Origin of the sequence: Alcaligenes faecalis (assembly GCF_002443155.1) — a bacterium.
Lineage (GTDB): Bacteria > Pseudomonadota > Gammaproteobacteria > Burkholderiales > Burkholderiaceae_B > Alcaligenes > Alcaligenes faecalis.
Genome location: NZ_CP023667.1, coordinates 2,939,528 through 2,957,770 on the forward strand (window position 1 = coordinate 2,939,528; position 18,243 = coordinate 2,957,770).

14 protein-coding genes are annotated in these 18,243 nt (G+C 58.1%); 2 read left to right on the top strand and 12 right to left on the bottom strand.

The window, feature by feature from the left end:
* Positions 1-4: 4 nt before the first annotated feature.
* The 3 genes from CPY64_RS13790 to CPY64_RS13800 form a co-directional block, all read right to left on the bottom strand.
* A complete protein-coding gene (locus tag CPY64_RS13790; RefSeq protein ID WP_042489425.1) occupies positions 5-979 on the bottom strand; it encodes a Bug family tripartite tricarboxylate transporter substrate binding protein in 975 nt (324 codons plus the stop codon).
* A 21-nt stretch (positions 980-1,000) separates the two neighbouring features.
* A complete protein-coding gene (locus CPY64_RS13795; protein WP_042489475.1) occupies positions 1,001-1,894 on the bottom strand; it encodes an MBL fold metallo-hydrolase in 894 nt (297 codons plus the stop codon).
* Between the two features lie 179 nt (positions 1,895-2,073).
* The gene (locus CPY64_RS13800; protein ID WP_042489478.1) at positions 2,074-2,820 is read right to left on the bottom strand and encodes a GntR family transcriptional regulator; all 747 of its coding nucleotides are present in this window, start codon (positions 2,818-2,820) and stop codon (positions 2,074-2,076) included.
* A 195-nt stretch (positions 2,821-3,015) separates the two neighbouring features.
* Here CPY64_RS13800 and CPY64_RS13805 point away from each other — a divergent pair, with 195 nt between their 5' ends.
* Positions 3,016-6,624 carry an ATP-binding protein gene (locus CPY64_RS13805; protein ID WP_042489428.1) on the top strand — a complete coding sequence of 1,203 codons (3,609 nt, stop codon included), beginning with the start codon at positions 3,016-3,018 and terminating at the stop codon, positions 6,622-6,624.
* Positions 6,625-6,719: 95 nt separating this feature from the next.
* Here the strand turns inward: CPY64_RS13805 and CPY64_RS13810 are convergent, their stop codons facing one another.
* Entirely contained in the window at positions 6,720-8,324 is a 1,605-nt protein-coding gene (locus tag CPY64_RS13810) for a phospholipase D family protein (RefSeq protein WP_042489429.1), read from the bottom strand.
* Between the two features lie 152 nt (positions 8,325-8,476).
* On the opposite strand from CPY64_RS13810, the gene CPY64_RS13815 reads away from it, so the two are divergent.
* Positions 8,477-9,400, top strand: coding sequence for an EamA family transporter (locus CPY64_RS13815; protein ID WP_042489432.1), 924 nt, complete (start codon positions 8,477-8,479; stop codon positions 9,398-9,400).
* A 3-nt stretch (positions 9,401-9,403) separates the two neighbouring features.
* Here the strand turns inward: CPY64_RS13815 and CPY64_RS13820 are convergent, their stop codons facing one another.
* From CPY64_RS13820 to CPY64_RS13855, 8 genes are all read right to left on the bottom strand, one after another.
* Positions 9,404-10,888, bottom strand: coding sequence for a bifunctional ADP-dependent NAD(P)H-hydrate dehydratase/NAD(P)H-hydrate epimerase (locus CPY64_RS13820; RefSeq protein ID WP_052363053.1), 1,485 nt, complete (start codon positions 10,886-10,888; stop codon positions 9,404-9,406).
* A 188-nt stretch (positions 10,889-11,076) separates the two neighbouring features.
* Positions 11,077-12,099, bottom strand: a complete 1,023-nt coding sequence (locus CPY64_RS13825) for an XdhC family protein (protein WP_042489435.1) — start codon at positions 12,097-12,099, stop codon at positions 11,077-11,079.
* A 24-nt stretch (positions 12,100-12,123) separates the two neighbouring features.
* Positions 12,124-13,800: a TRAP transporter large permease gene (locus CPY64_RS13830; RefSeq protein WP_042489483.1), complete on the bottom strand. Its 1,677-nt coding sequence runs from the start codon at positions 13,798-13,800 to the stop codon at positions 12,124-12,126.
* A gap of 11 nt (positions 13,801-13,811) precedes the next feature.
* Positions 13,812-14,420 carry a TRAP transporter small permease subunit gene (locus CPY64_RS13835; protein WP_042489438.1) on the bottom strand — a complete coding sequence of 203 codons (609 nt, stop codon included), beginning with the start codon at positions 14,418-14,420 and terminating at the stop codon, positions 13,812-13,814.
* 38 nt (positions 14,421-14,458) lie between these two features.
* Positions 14,459-15,220: an ABC transporter permease gene (locus CPY64_RS13840; protein ID WP_042489440.1), complete on the bottom strand. Its 762-nt coding sequence runs from the start codon at positions 15,218-15,220 to the stop codon at positions 14,459-14,461.
* Positions 15,213-15,992: an ABC transporter ATP-binding protein gene (locus CPY64_RS13845; protein WP_042489443.1), complete on the bottom strand. Its 780-nt coding sequence runs from the start codon at positions 15,990-15,992 to the stop codon at positions 15,213-15,215. Before CPY64_RS13845 ends, CPY64_RS13840 begins: the two co-directional genes overlap by 8 nt.
* On the bottom strand, positions 15,992-17,011 hold the full coding sequence (locus CPY64_RS13850) for an ABC transporter substrate-binding protein (RefSeq protein ID WP_042489446.1): 1,020 nt from the start codon (positions 17,009-17,011) through the stop codon (positions 15,992-15,994). The genes CPY64_RS13845 and CPY64_RS13850 overlap by 1 nt, the downstream gene beginning before the upstream one ends.
* 44 nt (positions 17,012-17,055) lie before the next feature.
* Entirely contained in the window at positions 17,056-18,243 is a 1,188-nt protein-coding gene (locus CPY64_RS13855) for a xanthine dehydrogenase family Fe-S subunit (RefSeq protein WP_042489449.1), read from the bottom strand.

An 18,243-nucleotide genomic window follows, 5' to 3' on the forward strand; every position in this document is an offset into this window, starting at 1 on the left:
TACATCAGTCCAAACTAATCCCAGCCTTAGTCACGATGTCGTGCCAGTAATCCGCCTCTGCAGGCAGCTCCTTGCGGAACTCCTCGGCCGACACCTTGGACAGCAAATACCCCTGATCCAGCAGCTTCTTGCGAATCTCGGGATCGGCCAGCACCTTCTCCAAAGCCCCTTCAATCTTGGCCACAATCTCCGTATCTGTCCCGGCAGGAACCGCCAAGGCCCACCAGTTGCTGATCACCACATCCTTGTAGCCCAGCTCCTCCATCGTCGGTACATCGGGCAAAGCCGGGAAACGCTCTGGCAAGGCCACTGCCAAAGCCTTCAAACGCCCCTCTGGCAAAAAAGCAGCCCCCAAGCCGTAGCTGCTGACAAACATCTGCACTTCATTGCTCAACAAGGCCTGAATCCCCGGTGCCGAGCCGCGGTAATGAATACCCAGCATGTCGCCTTCCAGAGCCTCGGACAATTTCCAGGCCGACAGCTCCGGCGTGGTGCCTGCCCCCGGCGTCCCGTAATTCACTTGCCCTTTGCGCTGCTGCACGTAATCCCGGAATTCAGCCATATTCTTGACCGGCAACTCCCCATTCACATAAACAAACGCCGCCGCATCCGCCACCTTGTTGATCACATGCAAATCCTTGAATGGGTCATAGCCCATGTTCTTGTACAAGAACTGATTGATCACAAAATTATTGGTGGCTGAAAACAGCAAGGTATAACCATCCGGCTTGGAGCGCGCCACCATCTGCGTGCCGATATTGCCGCCCGCGCCGGTCTTGTAATCCGTAATCACCGTTTGCCCCAGCTCCCGAGACAGCTCGGGCTGCAAGATACGGAAAATAATGTCACCCGCCGCTCCCGGAGGGTAAGGAATCACCACTCGCACAGGATGATCGGGATAATCCGCCCAGACCGGTCCCACTGCCCCCAGGCCAAGCGCAGCTACAAGGCCCACCATCGTCTTTTTAATTGCCAGCATCTTGTCTCCCCCGCGCGCCTTTTACAGGTCTATGCGCATCAAATCCGTTGCCAAACGCAAATCGCCTTTGTAGCTTTTGCGAATATCCCGAGCCACTTCGTCCAGGCGCTCCGGCCCCATCAAATCAACCGGCAGATGATTACCCGCCGCACGTTTAATCACCGGACTGGTGGAATCGTAATGCCCAAAATGGGTCGCCACTAAACTCTTCACATTGGCTTTGCGAGCAATCTCACCCAACTGCAAAGGGCTGGTATGTGCAAACGTTCCTACCCCGGATTCCGCACGATGCTTCAGGAAAGACTCCGGGAACGTGCACTCGTGTATCAGCAAATCGGCATCCTGCGCCAGACGTATCATGGACTCGCAAGGAGCCGTGTCGCCACTGAACGCCACCACCTTGCCTTCGGCCTCCATGCGGATACCAAAGCAATCCGTAATTTCGGTAGGAATGTGATCCACCACATCAATGTAGATCTTGACGTCCTCGTCCTCGTACATCAGGCCGGGTTCCACCTCGAAAACCTCGGGACGTACAGCTTCAATGTTTTTCTGACGAGCCGGATAGGCCGCACGGGCCTGAATATCCACACGGAAAGCACCGTTCTCGAAGGAATGATCCACAAAATCCTGCGTGCCTTTAGGACCAAAAACCTTCAGCTTGCCTTCACGATTAAAAACCCAGCTGGACAGCACGAAAAACGGCAGGCCGCAAACATGGTCATAGTGCAGATGGCTTAAAAACACCCACGGCACATCAGCCGGATTGATATTGGCCTTCACCATCTGACGCGTGGACCCTTCGCCGCAATCAAACAGGTAATTCTTGCCGTTCTCCAGCGTCACCAAAATGGACGACTGAGCACGGTCGGGATCTGGCAGCGCAGCGCCGGTACCAAGCATGGTTATCTTCACGTAAAACTCCTCCAAACAGATAAAAACTTCCGGCACCAAAACAGTGCCTTTTCCATAAAGTCATAAAGTTCTATTTTTAGGACTTTATGGAAAAAGTGTACACCTCGCTATCCAGCGGAATAACTTGGTGTTTTTACCTAGGAGTGTCGCAAAGGCGCATCGCGCCTGGAATGGCAGGCTTAGAAACCAGGTGTCAGCTCAGTCTGAATGCTGAGGTATTTGGCAGGATAAAAGACCTGCGCCGCATAAACCAGTTGATTCGCACGGTTCATGATCAGGCGAATCACCCGCACGACGGGCATGCCTATATCCATGCTCAAATGACGCGCCAGGTCCGCATCAGCAACCCGCACCGTCAGGGTTTGACGAACCGTATGAATCTGCTCGCGAGCCAGACGATTGAGCACCAGCAGCACAGGCTCCTGACTTAATTCAGGCTGCAAGGTCTGGGCCAAAGCTTGCAGGACATACACCGTATTCAGGCTATAAGCCACGCCATCGGCGTAATTGATGCGATTGGTCCACCAGTACTCATCCGGCAAGGACTGGCCGGTAATTTCAATGGGCAAGGCTCCCGCACCACTGCCCAGCTCCACCATGACCGAATCCAGACGCGTCAAATGCTCGATCAAGGCATCCCAATTGGTGGGCAACATCAGCCAATGATCCTGTGCAACGTCGCCAATCACAAAAGTGCCTTTGCCACGCGTACGCTCGATCAGGCCTTCGTGCTCCAGTTCGTCCAGAGCCGCACGCACAGTAGCACGCGAAACCCCGTATTCCTGCATCAGCTCTTCCAGCGTGGGGATACGCGTCCCCACCGGCCATTCACCACGCTCCAGGCGCGCTCGCAAGGTATATTTCACCTTGAGCGACAGAGGCAATTTGGACTGTTTGCGCAGCGAAGAACGTGTGGGATCAACCATACGAAAAGGCAACCAAGCACAGGAAAGTGACAAGCTCACATCATAGCCTGCGATGCGGTAAGCCGGAGATATCCCAAAAAGGTTTAATCTTGAACAAGCAAGGCGTTTATTTTTGCAAAAGTTGGTAAACGAAAATTAAACGGATCGGATACATTATCCCAATCATTGCTTAACTCTTGATACGAGCCCGAGCCCATGGATGTTTTACCTTCCTCTGCCTCGCACTTGGCCCAAATTTACCTGCTCGGTACCTACCGACTACTGGTTCAAGGACAATGCCGCGCACAAATCATCAATTACGATAAAGCGCGTATCTTATTGTCCATGTTGGCTTTGGCGCAGGGTAAACCCATCAGTCGCAGCCGTCTGGCGGAAACGATCTGGCATGAAGACCCTATCAGCGTGGGCCGCGCTCGTTTGCGCCACGCGCTGCATGCCTTGCGCCGTGCTTTTGAAGGCTGCGATCAGGCCCTGCACATTACCAATGACAGCCTGGCGCTGGATCCCAGCCATACCCAGGTGGACGTGCTCAGCTTGCTGCAGCACCCCAGCCAGCCGTCCCTTAGCGATCTGGAGCGTCTGAATCTGTATCAGGGCCCCTTGCTGGGGCAAGTGAAACTGCATCATGGCGAGCAGTTGCAAGACTGGTTGCAAGATACGCAGCAAAACATTCGGCAAACTCTGTCGCAATGTCGTGACCGTTATATTCAGTCCGGCCTGAGCGCCCTGCCTGCGCCGCAAGCAATCAGTTACCTTAAACGCTGGCTTGTGATCTGGCCCGAAGAAGAAAAACTGCACCAGGAGCTGATTCGTCGGCTGAAACAGGAAGGCCAGCACGAAGCCGCCCTGCACGCCTACGAGCAATGTTCCGTCCTGCTGGCCGATCGTCTGGGTTGCGAGCCCAGCGCGCAGACGCGCAACCTGGTGGATTTGCCGGCGCGCTCGGTCAGCCCCGCAAAATCCATGCCCACAACCGTTTCCCTGCGCCTGCGTCCCTTGGCGGCAGTGGGTTTTTGTCTGCGCTTTGAGCCCAGCCACCGCCACGCCCGCGAAAAAGGCGGGCAACTGCTGGAGCACAGCCGCAAGACTTTGCAGCACTTGATCGAACAGCATGGCGGCTGGCCCTGTGAAGCTGGCCCCAGTCAACTGATTGCCTATTTTGGTTATCCCGAACTGCTGGAAGCGCCCGTTAACCAGGCGGCCGCTTTGGCGCGCGTGGCTGCGACCTTGCGCATGGACGAGCACATCAAGCTGAGCATCGCCCTGCATGCTGATCTGGCCATGGACGATCAAAGCGCCTACCCGGACCCATGGGGCCAGTTGGCACAAGTGGTCTTGCCCTTGAGCTGGGAGGCCGCCCCCGGCGCGCCGCGCATCAGCGTGCAAGCCGCTCTGCGTCTGGACACCAAGGATATTCAAGGGCCTGTGGGCCGCCAGAACGAGGCTCTTTGGCTGAACCTGAGCCCCTCCGAAACAGAACATGCACGGTTGACCAGCCGCGTTTATGGTCGCTCGCAAGAGTTTGATCACCTGGTGCAGGCCTGGTCGCATATAGGCTCGAATCGGGCCTTGCACCACATTGCCATTCATGGGCGCGCACATATTGGCAAAAGCCTGCTGGTGCAGTCTTTGGCGGACTATGTTCAAAAAACTGCCCATCACTGCATTGTGCTGCATTGTCGCGAGGACAAGCGACGCGTGGCCTGGCACCCGATCCGCCTCTGGCTGCACGAGCAAATCGCCAACTACATCACCGCGCAAAACAGTAAGCAACGCGACCCGTTCTCTGTTCAGACCTTGCAAGAGGCACTGGAAATCAGCCCCAAACAGGCCCAGTCCTTGCATCAGTGGCTAAACAGCGGCCCTGACGAGCAGGATCTGAACGAGCCATCCACGGCGCATATGGACCTTCTGTTCAATCTGCTTAGTGGCCCTGGCAATTCCCCGCGCCGCCGTTTGCTGATTATTGAAAATGTGCAGTGGGCCGACCCGCCTACGCAACGTCTGATCCGCTTGCTGGCGCATACCGCCCCTCGCCACCCAACCTTGCTGCTGACCACCAGCCGCAAGCCTGGTCATGGCCTGGAGCGTGCCGAGCATCTGAGCTTGCGCACACTGGATCGCTCCAGCATCAACAGTCTGCTAAGCAGCCAACGGGGTCAGCGTCTGGCGCGCGACAAACGCAGCCGCCTGGTCAAGTTAAGTGCAGGTAACCCCGGCCATGCCAATGAGCTGCTGCGCGGTCACGAGCTCAATAGCGAATGCCATGACGCCTTGTGTCTGACCGACCTGATCTGCACTCAGTATCACAGCCTCTTGCCCGCAACACGCCACATCCTGACCAGCATCGCCTTGCAGGATGAGCCCATTGCCATTGACGAACTGGCCCTGATGCTGCGTCTGGATAACACCGCCTTGAGCGGCGGACTGGATACGCTGGCTACGCTGGATTTGATTGATGTGCATGACAAGCATGTTTCCTGCCTGCCCTTGATCTCCCAGGCACTGGAACGCGTGGCCATGCAGGAGGAACTGCGCCAGGCTCACTACGCCATTGCCCAGCACGGTATCCGCCGTCGTCATGCTCCCGAACAGGTTGCCCTGCACTTGTGCGAGGCCGAAAGCGCAGAGGCCGCCTTCTGGTGGCAACGCGCCGCCCGTGAAGCCTTGGCGCAAGATAATCTGCGTCAGGCCAGCCAGTATCTGCAACGCTCCCTGAACCGCAGCGACTTGATCGAAGACCTGCAAGTACGCCAAACCCTGCAGTTTGAATGCCGCATGCTGCAAGGCGCGATCGAGTCCTCCCTGTACGGCCCGGCCTCTGCCTCTACCGCCATGGCCTACGAACTGGGACATGGGCTGCATGACGAGCATGACTCGGATCAGGTCATGATCAGCTTGTGGACGGCCTGGACGGCTTTCCAGGCCCAGGGCAACTTCGAGCAGGCCTTGCAAAAAGCACGTCAGCTGCTGGCCCTGGCCAATGAAACCAGCCACGACCAGAACCGCAGCTGGGCCTTGTATGCCATAGGCCAGCACGAACTATGGAAAGGCAATGTCGGCAATGCCATCCAGACGCTGAACCTGAGCCTGGCGGTCTTTGATGACCTGAAAGAGCAGAACAGCCGGCAGGCCATTGCCGAGCATTTCCCCCAGTCCATTACCTTTGGAACCTTGAGTGTCGCCCTGGCATTGAAGGGCGATATGGACGCCGCTCAGCAGCACACGCGTCTGGCCCTGCAAAGCCTGCGCAGGGATACCGCTTTCTCCCTGCGCGCCATTACTCATTTGTTCGTCATGCAGGCCTACTACCTGATGGAACAACTGGAAGACTGTCAGCAGGTGGCCGAACTGTCCTTGCAGGAGCTGCAAAAGTCGCATAACCCCGAGCCCTGGTCTGCGCTTAGCCGCTCTTACCTGCACTACTGCCAAGTGATGCTGCAAGGTCGCGAAGCCAGCCTGCATTCCCTGCTCGATTGCGTACAGACTGCCCAGTACGGATTGCCGATTAGCGCGGATGGCCTGATGAGCCGGATCGCCCGCGCCATGATACGTCTGGGGCGCAGCAATGAAGCCATGCCCTGGCTGGACAAGGCCGCCGCTCAAGGCCTGCGCTATGACACGGACAGCCTGCGCACAGAGCTGCACTGTGTACGCGGCGATGCCTGGATGGCGCTGGGTGAAAATGCCCAGGCTTTGCAGGAATGGAACCTGGCCGAGCAGCACATGGAAAAGTACGGCCTGCATCGCTATGCAGACTGGATTCAGACACGCCGGCAGGCCGTGCAAAAGCTCAAGGTCTAGTCAGCAGAAAAACGCGGCCAGATGAATATGCCCCCAAGAATGCAAACATCATCCTTGGGGGCATTTCACATCCCTAGCAGGGAACCGGGTGTGCTTTAAAGCAGCCACTCGATAGGCAAGATAGACAGCACACCGACTCCGGCCCTGCGCCAGATGCTGGCATTTGGCTCGGACGTGAAAAAGCGCTCGGTGCCGTCTTCGTTCAGCTGAATCCATACTAGGTCGCCATTCTTGTCCAGTTCGACACGATAACTGCGGTAAGGCAGGACTTCCTCGAAACTCTTGGACAAGGCTTGAGCCATTTCCGGGCTTTCAATAATAAAGCCCAGTTCCGTATTCAAATTGATCGAGCGCGGATCGAAGTTGAAAGAGCCCACAAACAGGCGTTTGCCATCCACGGCAAAGGTCTTGGCGTGCAGCGCCGAGCCCGAACTGCCAAAAGGCCCCGAACCGTGGCGCGTAGGCTTGTCCATGGTGGGCCGCAGCTCCAGCAGCTGCACGCCAGCTTCCAGCAAGGCTTTGCGTCGTTTCGCATAGCCGGCATGCACAGCGGTTACGTCCGTGGCAGCCAGGGAATTGGTCAGAATGCGCACCTTCATGCCAGGCCGTTGCATCATCGCTTCAAAAGCGCGTACGCCAGCAGCGGTGGGCACAAAATAAGAGGACACCAGGTCCACCTGACTGGTGGGTTTGCCCAGCACATGGTCCATTTGCCAGACCATCAACTGCTCTGGATTGACCGGGCCCAAAGCCTTGGCCGGGTCGTCACTGATCATGGTGGTACGGGCCCACTGGAAATCCAGCTCGCCACGCACCAAATGGCTGACCAGATCCGATTCACGCAGCACCTGCTGATAATCCTTGGCACGTGGCTGGGCTTCGGCCTCTTGCAACTTCGCCTGAAACTTCACCAACGCTTCCGGACCGCCCGGCTTGATCAGGCTGTCTACCGGATAGGCGGATTGGCTGGCCCAGTAGCGGTCAAAATCATGGGAGACGTCTTGCACCACGGCACCAACTGCCATGACGTCCAGGTCCGCAAACAAGACGTCCTGGGTCGCACCGAAGTACTCATCCCCTACATTGCGTCCGCCAATAATGGTGACCTGGTTATCCACGGTGAAAGACTTGTTGTGCATGCGCCGGTTCAGGCGGGAGAAGTCCGTCAGGAAACCCAAAGGTTTAGGCCAGCGCAATACAAAGGGATTGAACAGCCGCACCTCGATATTGGGGTGAGCGTCCAAGGCAGACAAGGTAGCATCCAGACCCGTGATGCCATTGTCGTCAATCAGCAAGCGCACGCGCACGCCACGTTCTGCCGCTTGCAGCAAGGTACCCAGCATCAGGGTGCCGGTGGTGTCGCCCCGCCAGATGTAATACTGCACATCCAGCGTTTTCTGGGCCGCAAAGGCCAGCAGGGCACGGGCGGCATACGCGTCGTGCGGATCAAACAAGGGATAAATGCCCGACAAGCCAGGATGCTGCTGAACCATGGGAGCCACTGCCTGGCCAATCATGGTGTCCCGAGCCTGCTCCAGGGGCAAGGCCTCGCTGTGGCTACGTCCTTCCAGCGACGGCAGGGCACAGCCTGTCAGGCCGGCCAGCAAGGCTCCACCCGCAATTAAGCTGCGCCAGAAGAAGGACGGCGCTTGCCCCGTGGAATGGGGTATCGTCGGCTTCTTGGCGGGATCGATTTTCATGGAGTCATCTCTGTGGTCATGGACATCGCTCCACATAGTAGCACCGCCAACCCTAGGGATATGGACCTCGATTTGCAATCAACACTTGCAGCAAGTGACAGGGCGGACAACAATAAAGCAACCACCCATACTTTAAACCTGAAACAAGTAGCATGCCCCCCGCCACATCCTCTGCCTTACTGCCCCGCCACCTTGCCATTATTTTACTGTTGATGCTGGGCAGCTCTTTTGCCGCCAACCACATTGCGGCCAAAGTGGCACTGGACCATGGCACCGGGCTGATCATCTCGGTTATTTTCCGCTCGGCCGCCGCCACGCTGGCCTTGAGCATGCTGCTGATCTGGCGCAAACAAGCCCTGTACGTGCCCCGTCAGTACCTGGGCTGGCAGTTGATGCTGGGCGGGCTGATCACCATGCAATGCATGCTGATTTACTCCTCCATCGCCCGCATCCCTGTCGCCCTGGCCTTGCTGGTGGCCAATATGTACCCGATTCTGCTGGCCCTGCTGACCTGGATACTGGGCGGGCACAAACCCACGCGCAAGACCTCCATCATCATGGTGGCGATTCTGGTCGGCCTCCTGCTGGCGCTGGACGCCCCCAGTCTGATCCAGGGCGCAACGCTGGATGGGCAATGGGTGCTGGGCGTAGTGTGCAGCCTGCTGACCGCCCTGGCCTTTGCGATTGGGCTATGGATTACAGAAAATAAACTGGCGCCCCTGCCCGGCCTGGTACGCAGCTTCTGTACCATCAGCCAAACCCTGGTCTGCCTGATTGCGCTTAGCCCCTTGGGACTGCTGCCCGGCGGCTCTTCCCTGCCCCACGATGCCACAGGCTGGATTGCCCTTTCACTGGTCTGTGCGCTGTACACCACGGGCTTCGTGACCCTGTTTGTGCTGGCTCCCCGCCTGGACATGACACGCAATGCGCCCTTCATGAACATGGAGCCGGTGGCCTCGCTGATTCTGGGCTGGCTGATTCTGAAACAGACCTTGAACTCCACCCAATTGCTGGGTGGAGCGGTAGTGCTTAGCGGGATTGTGGCGCTGGCTTACCAGCGCGCCCCACGCAAGTAAGTATCAGGCCCTGGACAGAAGGCGCTGCCAAACGCGCGGCAGCACTTCTATCAAATCCTCCGGGATCAGGCCGGGGCCAAACTCCAGCGCGGCTTGTGAATGCAGCCAGACTGCCGCACCGGCCGCTTCAAAGGCCGGCATGCCCTGGGTCAGCAAGCCGCAGACCAGACCCGCCAGCACATCCCCGCTTCCCCCTGTCGCCAGCCAGGGCGGCGCGCAGGCATTGATCAAGGCCCGCCCATCCGGCGCGGCAATGACAGTATCCGCCCCCTTCAAAACCAGCACGGCACCACATTGCGTAGCTGCCAGTCGTGCCGCCTCCAGACGATCCGGCGCCTCCTCAAAGACGCGGGCGAACTCGCCGGCATGAGGGGTCAAAACACATTGCTCATGCAGGGCACCCCATAGCTCCTGAGGCTGTGACGCAAAGCTGCTGATCGCATCTGCATCCAGCACACAAGGCCGCCCCGTGGCCAGCAAGTCCAAGGTCAAACGACGGGTTTCCTCGCCCAGGCCAGCCCCCGGACCTACCAGCCAAGCGCGAATACGCTCGTCCGTGGTCAGGGTGTCATCCAAGGCAGCCACCATGATGCTGTCCAGTGCACTGGCATAAACGGGCCAGACGGAAGGCGGCACAGCCATGCTGACCAACCCTGCCCCCGCACGTTGCGCGGCACGGGCCGCCAGACGGCTGGCTCCGGTCATCTGTTCGCCCCCAACCACCAAGGCATGCCCACGTGTGTATTTGTGGCTCTGAGCCCCCAGCTGCGGCAGATGAGCCTGCCACAAGGCTGGCTCATTCAACCAGGTATTGGCGTCTTGCAAGGCCGGGGCTGGCATGCCGATGTCGGCCAGCTCCAGCTTGCCGCACAAGGCACGCCCCGGATACAGCACATGGCCCGGCTTGTACCGCACAAAGCTGACCGTCACGGTAGCAGGGGCCACAACGCCGCGTACCTGTCCGCTGGCTCCATCCAGGCCAGAAGGCACGTCAATGGCACATACGGGGACTTTGGAGGCCGCCAGGGACTGAATCAGGGCCGCTGTCTCGCCTTCTACGTCACGATCCAGGCCTGCACCCAGCAAGCCATCCACCACCACGGAAAAACGTCGAAAGTCCGGGCATTGGCTTTCCCAGCGCCCCTGCCATTGTGTTTGAGCCCAGGCAGCTGTTCCTTGTCGCTGGGACGGGTCCACCAGACTGAACACAGAAACAACCCGCCCCTGCTCACGCAGAATCTGCGCCGCCACCAAGGCATCGCCACCGTTATTGCCCGGCCCACACAAGAACAGCACGGCCCCTTGCGGCCAGTGTCGCTGCACCGCACGCGCCACTGCACGGGCAGCGGCCTGCATCAATTGCTCGATAGACACCCCGAAACCCGGTGCCGCCGCATCCATGCTGGCGCACTGTGCCGGGCTGTACAGAGCCTGTTTTCCAGGGGCGGCACTCAGGGGCAAAAAACCATATTGAGACACAAAGGGCATGACAGGCTCACGAAGGCAGAAATCAAAATGTCCCTGTGCTGCACGGGCTTGTCACCCGCTGGCGGCCTGCTGAGAGCAGCAAGCGTCAGGTCCTGGGCGGCCCGGAGACAAAAAAAGAACGGGTCGCCGCCCGTTCTCTTATCTTAGTGCGAATTGCCTTAATGCAGAACTGTCGCAGCAGCCACCCTCTAGGCCGACTGCTGTTCTTGTCTATCCTTGACAGAGCCAACGGACAGCTCACGCGGCACATCTACACCGTTCTTGATCGCAATGATCTCGGCCATGATACTGACAGCAATCTCTGCCGGGGTCTTGCTGCCTATATACAAGCCAATCGGACCTTTGAGCTTGTCAATTTCTTCGGCCGTCAGGTCAAAGTATTCGGCCAGGCGTTCACGACGGCTCTGATTATTACGTCGCGAACCAATCGCCCCCACATAAAAGGCACTGCTCTTGAGCGCCTCCAGCAAGGCCATATCGTCCAGCTTGGGGTCGTGCGTCAGAGCCACAATGGCCGTACGGCGATCCGGTACGCAGGCAATGACTTCATCGTCCGGCATGCCGCTGACCACACGTGCACCCGCCACGCTCCAGCCCTGAATATGCTCGCTGCGCGGATCGCAGACCGTCACATCAAAGCCATTGAACAAGGCAATGGTTGCCACGTACTCGGATAGTTGCCCGCCCCCGATCAGCAAGAGCCGATAAGACGGGCCAAAAGTGACCGACAGGCAGTCCTGACTTAAATGCAAAGCCGCCGGAACGCGGGTAGCACTGCTCCAGGCACGGCCGGTTTGCAGATCCACGTGTCGTTGCACCAGACGACGCTGTTCCAGCAGGCCCAACACGTCTGACAAGGCTTGCGGGCAGGGGTTGAACTCCACCAGCAAACGGATCGTGCCACCGCAAGGCAGGCCAAAGCGATGCGCCTCATCCGCGCTGATGCCATACGTCAACAACTGGGGACGGCCATCGCCATGCAGGCGCTTATCCGCCCCTTCGGGGTCGTGATAAGCGCGGATCAGATCGTCCTCGATACAACCACCCGAGACCGACCCGACCACCGCCCCATCCTTTTCCAGAGCCATGATGGAGCCCTCTGGACGGGGGGACGAACCCCAGGTCTGCACAACCGTGACCAGAATGGCGTCACGTCCTTGTGCGCGCCACTCTTGCAGCTGGCGCAATACCCTGACATCCAGGCTCTCCATATGTGTCTCCTGTCTTTCCTGTATTTACTTGAATACCGGCATCCCGCCGCCATCGCCCGAATCATCAAACGGATTCAAGTCGGCACCGTATTCATCCTGCATTTCGATCGTGACCGTACTGGGATCAACTTTCGCCCCCGTCCCCTTGTAGTGCGTCACCATGCCTGGGAACAGCAGCACCACGGCAATCATGACAATCTGGATGCAGATAAAGGGTACGGAGCCCCAGTAAATGTCGCCTGTAGCCACACCCGGAATCTTCTTCTTGGTCACTTTGTCGATGTAATCATCCTTGGGCGCCACCGAGCGCAAATAAAATAGTGAGAAGCCAAATGGTGGATGCATAAAGGATGTTTGCATATTAACGGCTAAGAGCACGCCAAACCAGATTAAATCGATGCCCATCTTGTCGGCCACCGGCCCCAGCAAAGGCACGATGATGAACGCCAGCTCGAAGAAATCCAGGAAAAAGGCCAGTACAAACACCAGCACACTGACCAGAATCAGGAAGCCATATTCGCCGCCTGGCAGGTCGATCAGCAGATGCTCCACCCACAGGTCGCCATCCACGCCACGGAAAGTCAGCGAGAAGATAGTGGAACCGATCAGAATGAACATCACAAAGCAGGACAACTTGGCGGTGGTATCCATGGCTTGCTTGAGCAGGTCGATGCTCAGGCGGCGACGGCTGACCGCCATCAGAATTGCTCCCACGGCGCCCATGGCCCCGCCTTCGGTCGGTGTCGCAATACCCAGAAAGATCGTCCCCAGCACCAGGAAAATCAGGCCCAAGGGCGGAATCATGACGAACACCACGCGTTCGGCCAGCACCGACAACAAGCCCAGCTTCAGCCATTTGTTGATCAGGGCCAGCACGAAAGCCACACCACCAACCAGCAAGATGCAAATAATGACCTTCTCATCTACCGGGCCGTTGGGATCAACCCAAAACTCGTCCAATACATAACCGGCCACCAGCGAGATCAACAGCAACACGCACAAGGAGCGTGCACCCGAGCGGCCATTGGCCTCCGAGTAAGTGCGATGCTCAACCGGAATGGGAGGCACATCCTTGGGACGCAGTACGGCCAGAATCAGGATGTAGAGCAGATAAGCACCGGTCAGCACCAGACCGGGCACCATGGCGCCACGGTACATATCGCCTACCGAACGACCCAACTGGTCAGCCAGTACGATCAGCACCAGAGATGGCGGAATAATTTGCGACAAGGTGCCCGAAGCAGCGATCACACCCGTTGCCAATCGACGGCTGTAGCCATAGCGCAGCATGATGGGCAAGGAGATCAGGCCCATGGAAATCACCGAGGCCGACACCACACCTGTGGTGGCTGCCAGCATGGCTCCCACAAACACCACGGCAATGGCCAGGCCGCCGGGCATGGAGCCAAACAGCTGACCAATCGTATCGAGCAGGTCTTCTGCCATGCCCGACCGCTCCAGAATCAGCCCCATGAAGGTAAAGAAGGGAATCGCCAGCAAGGTATCGTTGGCCATGATCCCAAATACACGCAGCGGCAGCGCCTGGAATAAAGACCAGTTGAACAGGCCCATTTCCACACCAATCAGACCGAACACCATACCGTTGGCGGCCAGCGCAAAGGCAACCGGAAAGCCCAGCAGCAAGAAAACAATCAGTGATGCAAACATCACTGGCGCCATATTGGCGACAAATAAATCCATCATGATCTGGTTCAGCCTTTGTGTTGATGCGCTAACTTGGCCTCGGCTTGCCGTGCAATTTCTTCAGCCAGCAATTCTTCGGGCGTTTTGTCCTGCAACTTCTTGTTGGGGTTGGGGCAAGCGCCACGCAGGAAACCGATGCACTTGATCAGGTGCGAAATTCCCTGCAGGGAAATCAGGGCAAAACCAATCGGGATAATCAATTTGGCAGGCCAGCGAATCAGGCCACCGGAATTAGATGACACTTCCTGGGTCAGGTAGGAGTCCATGAACACCGGCCAGGACAAGGCCATGATGGCAACACAGGCCGGCAACATGAACAGCACCACACACGCGGCTTCGATCACAATTTGCTTGCGCTCGGACAGGCGCGAGGCCAATACGTCCACACGCACATGCTCATTGCGCAAGAAGGTGTAGCCGCCCGTCAGCAGGAACAAGGCACCAAACAAATACCACTGCACCTCCAGCCAGGCATTGGAGCTGGAATCGAAGAACTTGCGCGCGATGGCGTTATAGGAACTGATTACGACAACCAGCAGAACCACCCACATGACCACCCGGCCACATAACTGATTCAGGCTGTCAATCGCCTTTGATAGTTTGAGTAAAGATTGCATCAATCCCCCAGATTTTCTGCGTTGAAGTTAGTGGAAATCTAATGAGACCGAAAACGGGTGGCGCGCTTTTCAACTGCATCCAGCAGGAAATACAACACCAGCCCCATGACGGCCAGAATGAACAGGGCGGAGAACACGCGCACCGTGTCGAACACCCCTTGGGCGCTCATGATCACAAAGCCCAGCCCGCGCTGGGAGGACACAAACTCGCCCACAATGGCCCCCACCAAAGCCAGGGACAGGGCCACTTTCAGGCCCGCCATGATCGAGGGCAGCGCAGAGGGCAAGCGCACTTTGAAAAACAAGGCAACCGGCCCGCCTTTCAGGACCCGGCCCAGGTCCAGAATGTCGGGCGAGACCGAGCGCAAGCCTTGTACCGTATCCACAATCACGGCAAAGACGGCAATCAGAAAAGCAATGGCCACCTTGGGCTCGTAGCCGGTACCCATCCAGACCACGAACAGTGGTGCCAGAGCCACTTTGGGAATGCTGTTGAAACCCACAATCAAGGGATAACAAAAACGCTCGAAGAGCGGTGAACCCACTAATGCGACAGCGATCAGCACGCCGCCTACGGCGGCCAATACAAATCCAGCCAGCGTGATGCCGAGCGTGTATAACGCTTGACCCATGTACCAACCCAGTTCGCCATACAAGTCCTCCAGAATCAGCGAGGGGCGCGGCAAAATCACTTCCCGCACCTGACCCAGCCAACAAATTAATTCCCACGCCAACAGCACCACGACGGTAGAGACCACGCCCGCCAACCAGCTGGGCATGGAACGCAAGGCTTTATTCATGGCTGTCTCCCGCGCCATCGGCAATACCAAACAATTGACGGATATGCGCCACATGCCGACCGAACTCCAGGGTCTCGCGCAAGGACAGCGGGCGCGGGCGGGGAAAGTCGATCTTGATCTGCTCCAGAATGCGACCCGGACGGGACGAGAACACCAGCACGGTATCGCCCAGGAAAACGGCTTCGGCAATGCCGTGCGTCACAAACAAGGTGGTGTTGCCCGTTTTCATCCAGATGCGTTGCAATTCAGCGTTCATGTTGTCGCGCGTCAGCGCATCCAGCGCACCGAAAGGCTCGTCCATCAGCAACAGGCGCGGATCATCCACCAGGGCACGGCAAATGGAGGCCCGCTGGCGCATGCCGCCGGACAACTGACGTGGATAGTTGTCCGCAAACTGAGACAGGCCGGTCAAGGCCAGCAACTGGTCCACCTTGTCCAGATAATCGGCCGTGCGCTTGCCGGCAAACTCCAAAGGCAAAAGAATGTTGTCGCGTATGGTGCGCCACTCCAGCAAGGCATCGCGCTGGAACACCATGCCTACCTGATCAGGTGGTCCGCTGACGGGTTGCTGATCTACCGTCAAGGAGCCGCTGCTGATGTTTTCCAGTCCGGCCACGCAACGCAGGAAAGTGCTTTTCCCGCAGCCGCTGGGGCCCAGAATGCTGATGAACTGGCCGGGTTGAATATCGACATTGATGCCATCGAGCGCCAGCACATCGCGCGCGCCCTCAAAGCGCTTGCGCACATCTTGAGAAAGAACCTGCGCCGCCATTACTTCAGCTCCAGACTGCTCAGGGATTGCGGAGTAACCACATCAGACTGGTAGTAGTCCGTGGCTTTCTGCCCAGCCGGGATCAGCTCCACCCGTTCCAGCGTGGCAATGGTCTTGTCCCAATCCGTAGGCTGGTTCACGCCAATGCTGCCTTGCTCGACAGCCGGGCCGAAGTAGTTTTTAAGAATGTTCAGCTGGTCCAGCAAAATGGCTTTGTCCAGACGTGCATTGGGGCGTTGCGCCACAATCGCATCTACCGCCTCTTGCTCGTGGCCGTTGTAAATGTAGTTCCAGGACTTGGCCACCACATTGGAAAAGGTCGTCAGCTCCTGCCCCCGGCTGGCCAATTTGGCTTCGCTGGTAAACAGGCCAAAGCTGACCATATCCAGACCGTGCTGGGCGAAAGGAATCGCATTGGAGACGCGCTGACGCGACACCGAAGCCAGTACAAAAGGAATGGTGGAGATCACGGCATCCGCCCGGCCCACCGCATAGGTAGCGGCCTTGCCTGCGGCATCCACGCTAAGCAGATCCACATCGCTGCGGCGCAATCCGCCCGCCGCTAGAAACGCATCGACAAAAGGCGCTTCCAGAGAACCGGCGGTATAGGCGATCTTGCGTCCCTTCAAGCCCTCCGGGCCACTAATGCCCGAATCCTTGGGCACCAGCACGCCAATATCGCTGGACGTGGCAAAGGTGGCCAGCCCTTTGACTGGCAAGCCCTTGCTGCGTGCAATCACCATGGAGGCCAGCGCCGCCTGCCCCACATCGAAGCGGTCGCTGCCGCCTACGATCTGCACCGCCGTAACAGAACCGTTGCCATCTTCCAGCCGTACATCCAGGCCAGCCTGCTTGAACCAGCCCTTTTCCACGGCCAGATGGAACGGTGCATGGACGGCCCAAGGGGTCCAGTCCAGCTTTACATTCAAGGGCTCTGCTACCGCCCCCCAAGTGCTCAACAAGAAGGTGGCCCCGATTGCGAGGCGCACACGTCCTCCCAAAGCTTTACGCTCCGTCATCTCCTTACCCCCGTTATATTTATCGTCTTGCGTCGTCTATGCGCTTATGAGCGCCGGAAAAGTCCCTTGAAGCGGTCCCACAAAATGCTGAAAAACATCTTGACCGGATTGAACTCGGCCACCACTGGCTCCTCGCCTTCAGCCAGCGGTTTTTCCAGGCGCAGGTTCACGTTCTTGCCGAACTCCGCAATCATGCGGCGCACGAAATCCTGAACCAGCCCGGAGCGCGAAAACTGCGCCAGTGGCCCTTGCAGCGAATACACCAGCTCCACTTCCACGCGGCTGCGCACTTCGCCATCCGGATTGACCTGAAAGCTGACATCGCCACGGGCACGCGATTGGCTCAAGGAGTCCACGCCCTCACCGCGCAGCACGGCAGCACGGCGTTCGTTATCCTCTTCCAACGTGGCATTACCCTTGAAGGCAGCCGACATGGGGCCAAATTTGATGGCGATCTTGCCCTGCACCGTAGCCCCTTCCTGGGACTCGATAATCGCGCCGGGCAGACAGCCCGCCACTTTGGGCAAATCCTTCATGAAAGCCCAAACCTGATCGGCCGGGAAACGGGCATCAAAACCACCTTGAATAGCCTGGCCCTTGCCCTTGTCGGCACTGCCGGACGCGGCAGGTGCAGCAGCGGCCACCGGGGCGGGAGCCTGTACTTCTTCCTGTACCGCTTCAAAAGTCGTAAAGCCGTTCTGGTTCCAGTCCTGCTGCACGTTCTGCACCACAGCGGCGCGCAAGGCTTCTACCTGGGCATCGGGCTGATCGCGCAGGGCTTGCAGCACGGACAGGATGGCAGCCGTAATGCCTTGATAGCCGGTGCAGCGGCAAATATTGCCGGACAGTTCAATGCGCACACGGGCTTCGTCCGCGTCGGGCAAACGCAGCACGATATCGCGGCTGGTGGCCAACATGCCGGGCGTACAGAAGCCGCATTGCAAAGCATGTTTTTCCGAAAAAGCGGTACGCAGACGGCTCATGATCGGGTCGTCGTCGTAACCCTCTACGGTGGTGACTTCGTGACCATCGCAAGCACCGGCAAAGGTAATGCAGGAGCGCACCGGACGACCATCCACCAGCACCGTACATGCGCCGCACACACCGTGTTCACAGCTCAGGTTGGTGCCGGTCAAACGGCTTTTCTCGCGGATGAAATCACCCAGGTGGGTGCGCGGTTCGGCCTCGTGCTTTTGCTGACGGCCGTTAACTTGAATCGAGATTTCTGCCAT

What these genes read in the sequence shown, in the direction of transcription:
- CPY64_RS13790 (WP_042489425.1), bottom strand. Translation starts at nt 979, where the DNA reads ATGCTGGCAATTAAAAAGACGATGGTGGGCCTTGTAGCTGCGCTTGGC.
- CPY64_RS13800 (WP_042489478.1), bottom strand. Translation starts at nt 2,820, where the DNA reads ATGGTTGATCCCACACGTTCTTCGCTGCGCAAACAGTCCAAATTGCCT.
- CPY64_RS13805 (WP_042489428.1), top strand. Translation starts at nt 3,016, where the DNA reads ATGGATGTTTTACCTTCCTCTGCCTCGCACTTGGCCCAAATTTACCTG.
- CPY64_RS13810 (WP_042489429.1), bottom strand. Translation starts at nt 8,324, where the DNA reads ATGAAAATCGATCCCGCCAAGAAGCCGACGATACCCCATTCCACGGGG.
- CPY64_RS13815 (WP_042489432.1), top strand. Translation starts at nt 8,477, where the DNA reads ATGCCCCCCGCCACATCCTCTGCCTTACTGCCCCGCCACCTTGCCATT.
- CPY64_RS13820 (WP_052363053.1), bottom strand. Translation starts at nt 10,888, where the DNA reads ATGCCCTTTGTGTCTCAATATGGTTTTTTGCCCCTGAGTGCCGCCCCT.
- CPY64_RS13825 (WP_042489435.1), bottom strand. Translation starts at nt 12,099, where the DNA reads ATGGAGAGCCTGGATGTCAGGGTATTGCGCCAGCTGCAAGAGTGGCGC.
- CPY64_RS13830 (WP_042489483.1), bottom strand. Translation starts at nt 13,800, where the DNA reads ATGGATTTATTTGTCGCCAATATGGCGCCAGTGATGTTTGCATCACTG.
- CPY64_RS13835 (WP_042489438.1), bottom strand. Translation starts at nt 14,420, where the DNA reads ATGCAATCTTTACTCAAACTATCAAAGGCGATTGACAGCCTGAATCAG.
- CPY64_RS13840 (WP_042489440.1), bottom strand. Translation starts at nt 15,220, where the DNA reads ATGAATAAAGCCTTGCGTTCCATGCCCAGCTGGTTGGCGGGCGTGGTC.
- CPY64_RS13845 (WP_042489443.1), bottom strand. Translation starts at nt 15,992, where the DNA reads ATGGCGGCGCAGGTTCTTTCTCAAGATGTGCGCAAGCGCTTTGAGGGC.
- CPY64_RS13850 (WP_042489446.1), bottom strand. Translation starts at nt 17,011, where the DNA reads ATGACGGAGCGTAAAGCTTTGGGAGGACGTGTGCGCCTCGCAATCGGG.
- CPY64_RS13855 (WP_042489449.1), bottom strand. Translation starts at nt 18,243, where the DNA reads ATGGCAGAAATCTCGATTCAAGTTAACGGCCGTCAGCAAAAGCACGAG.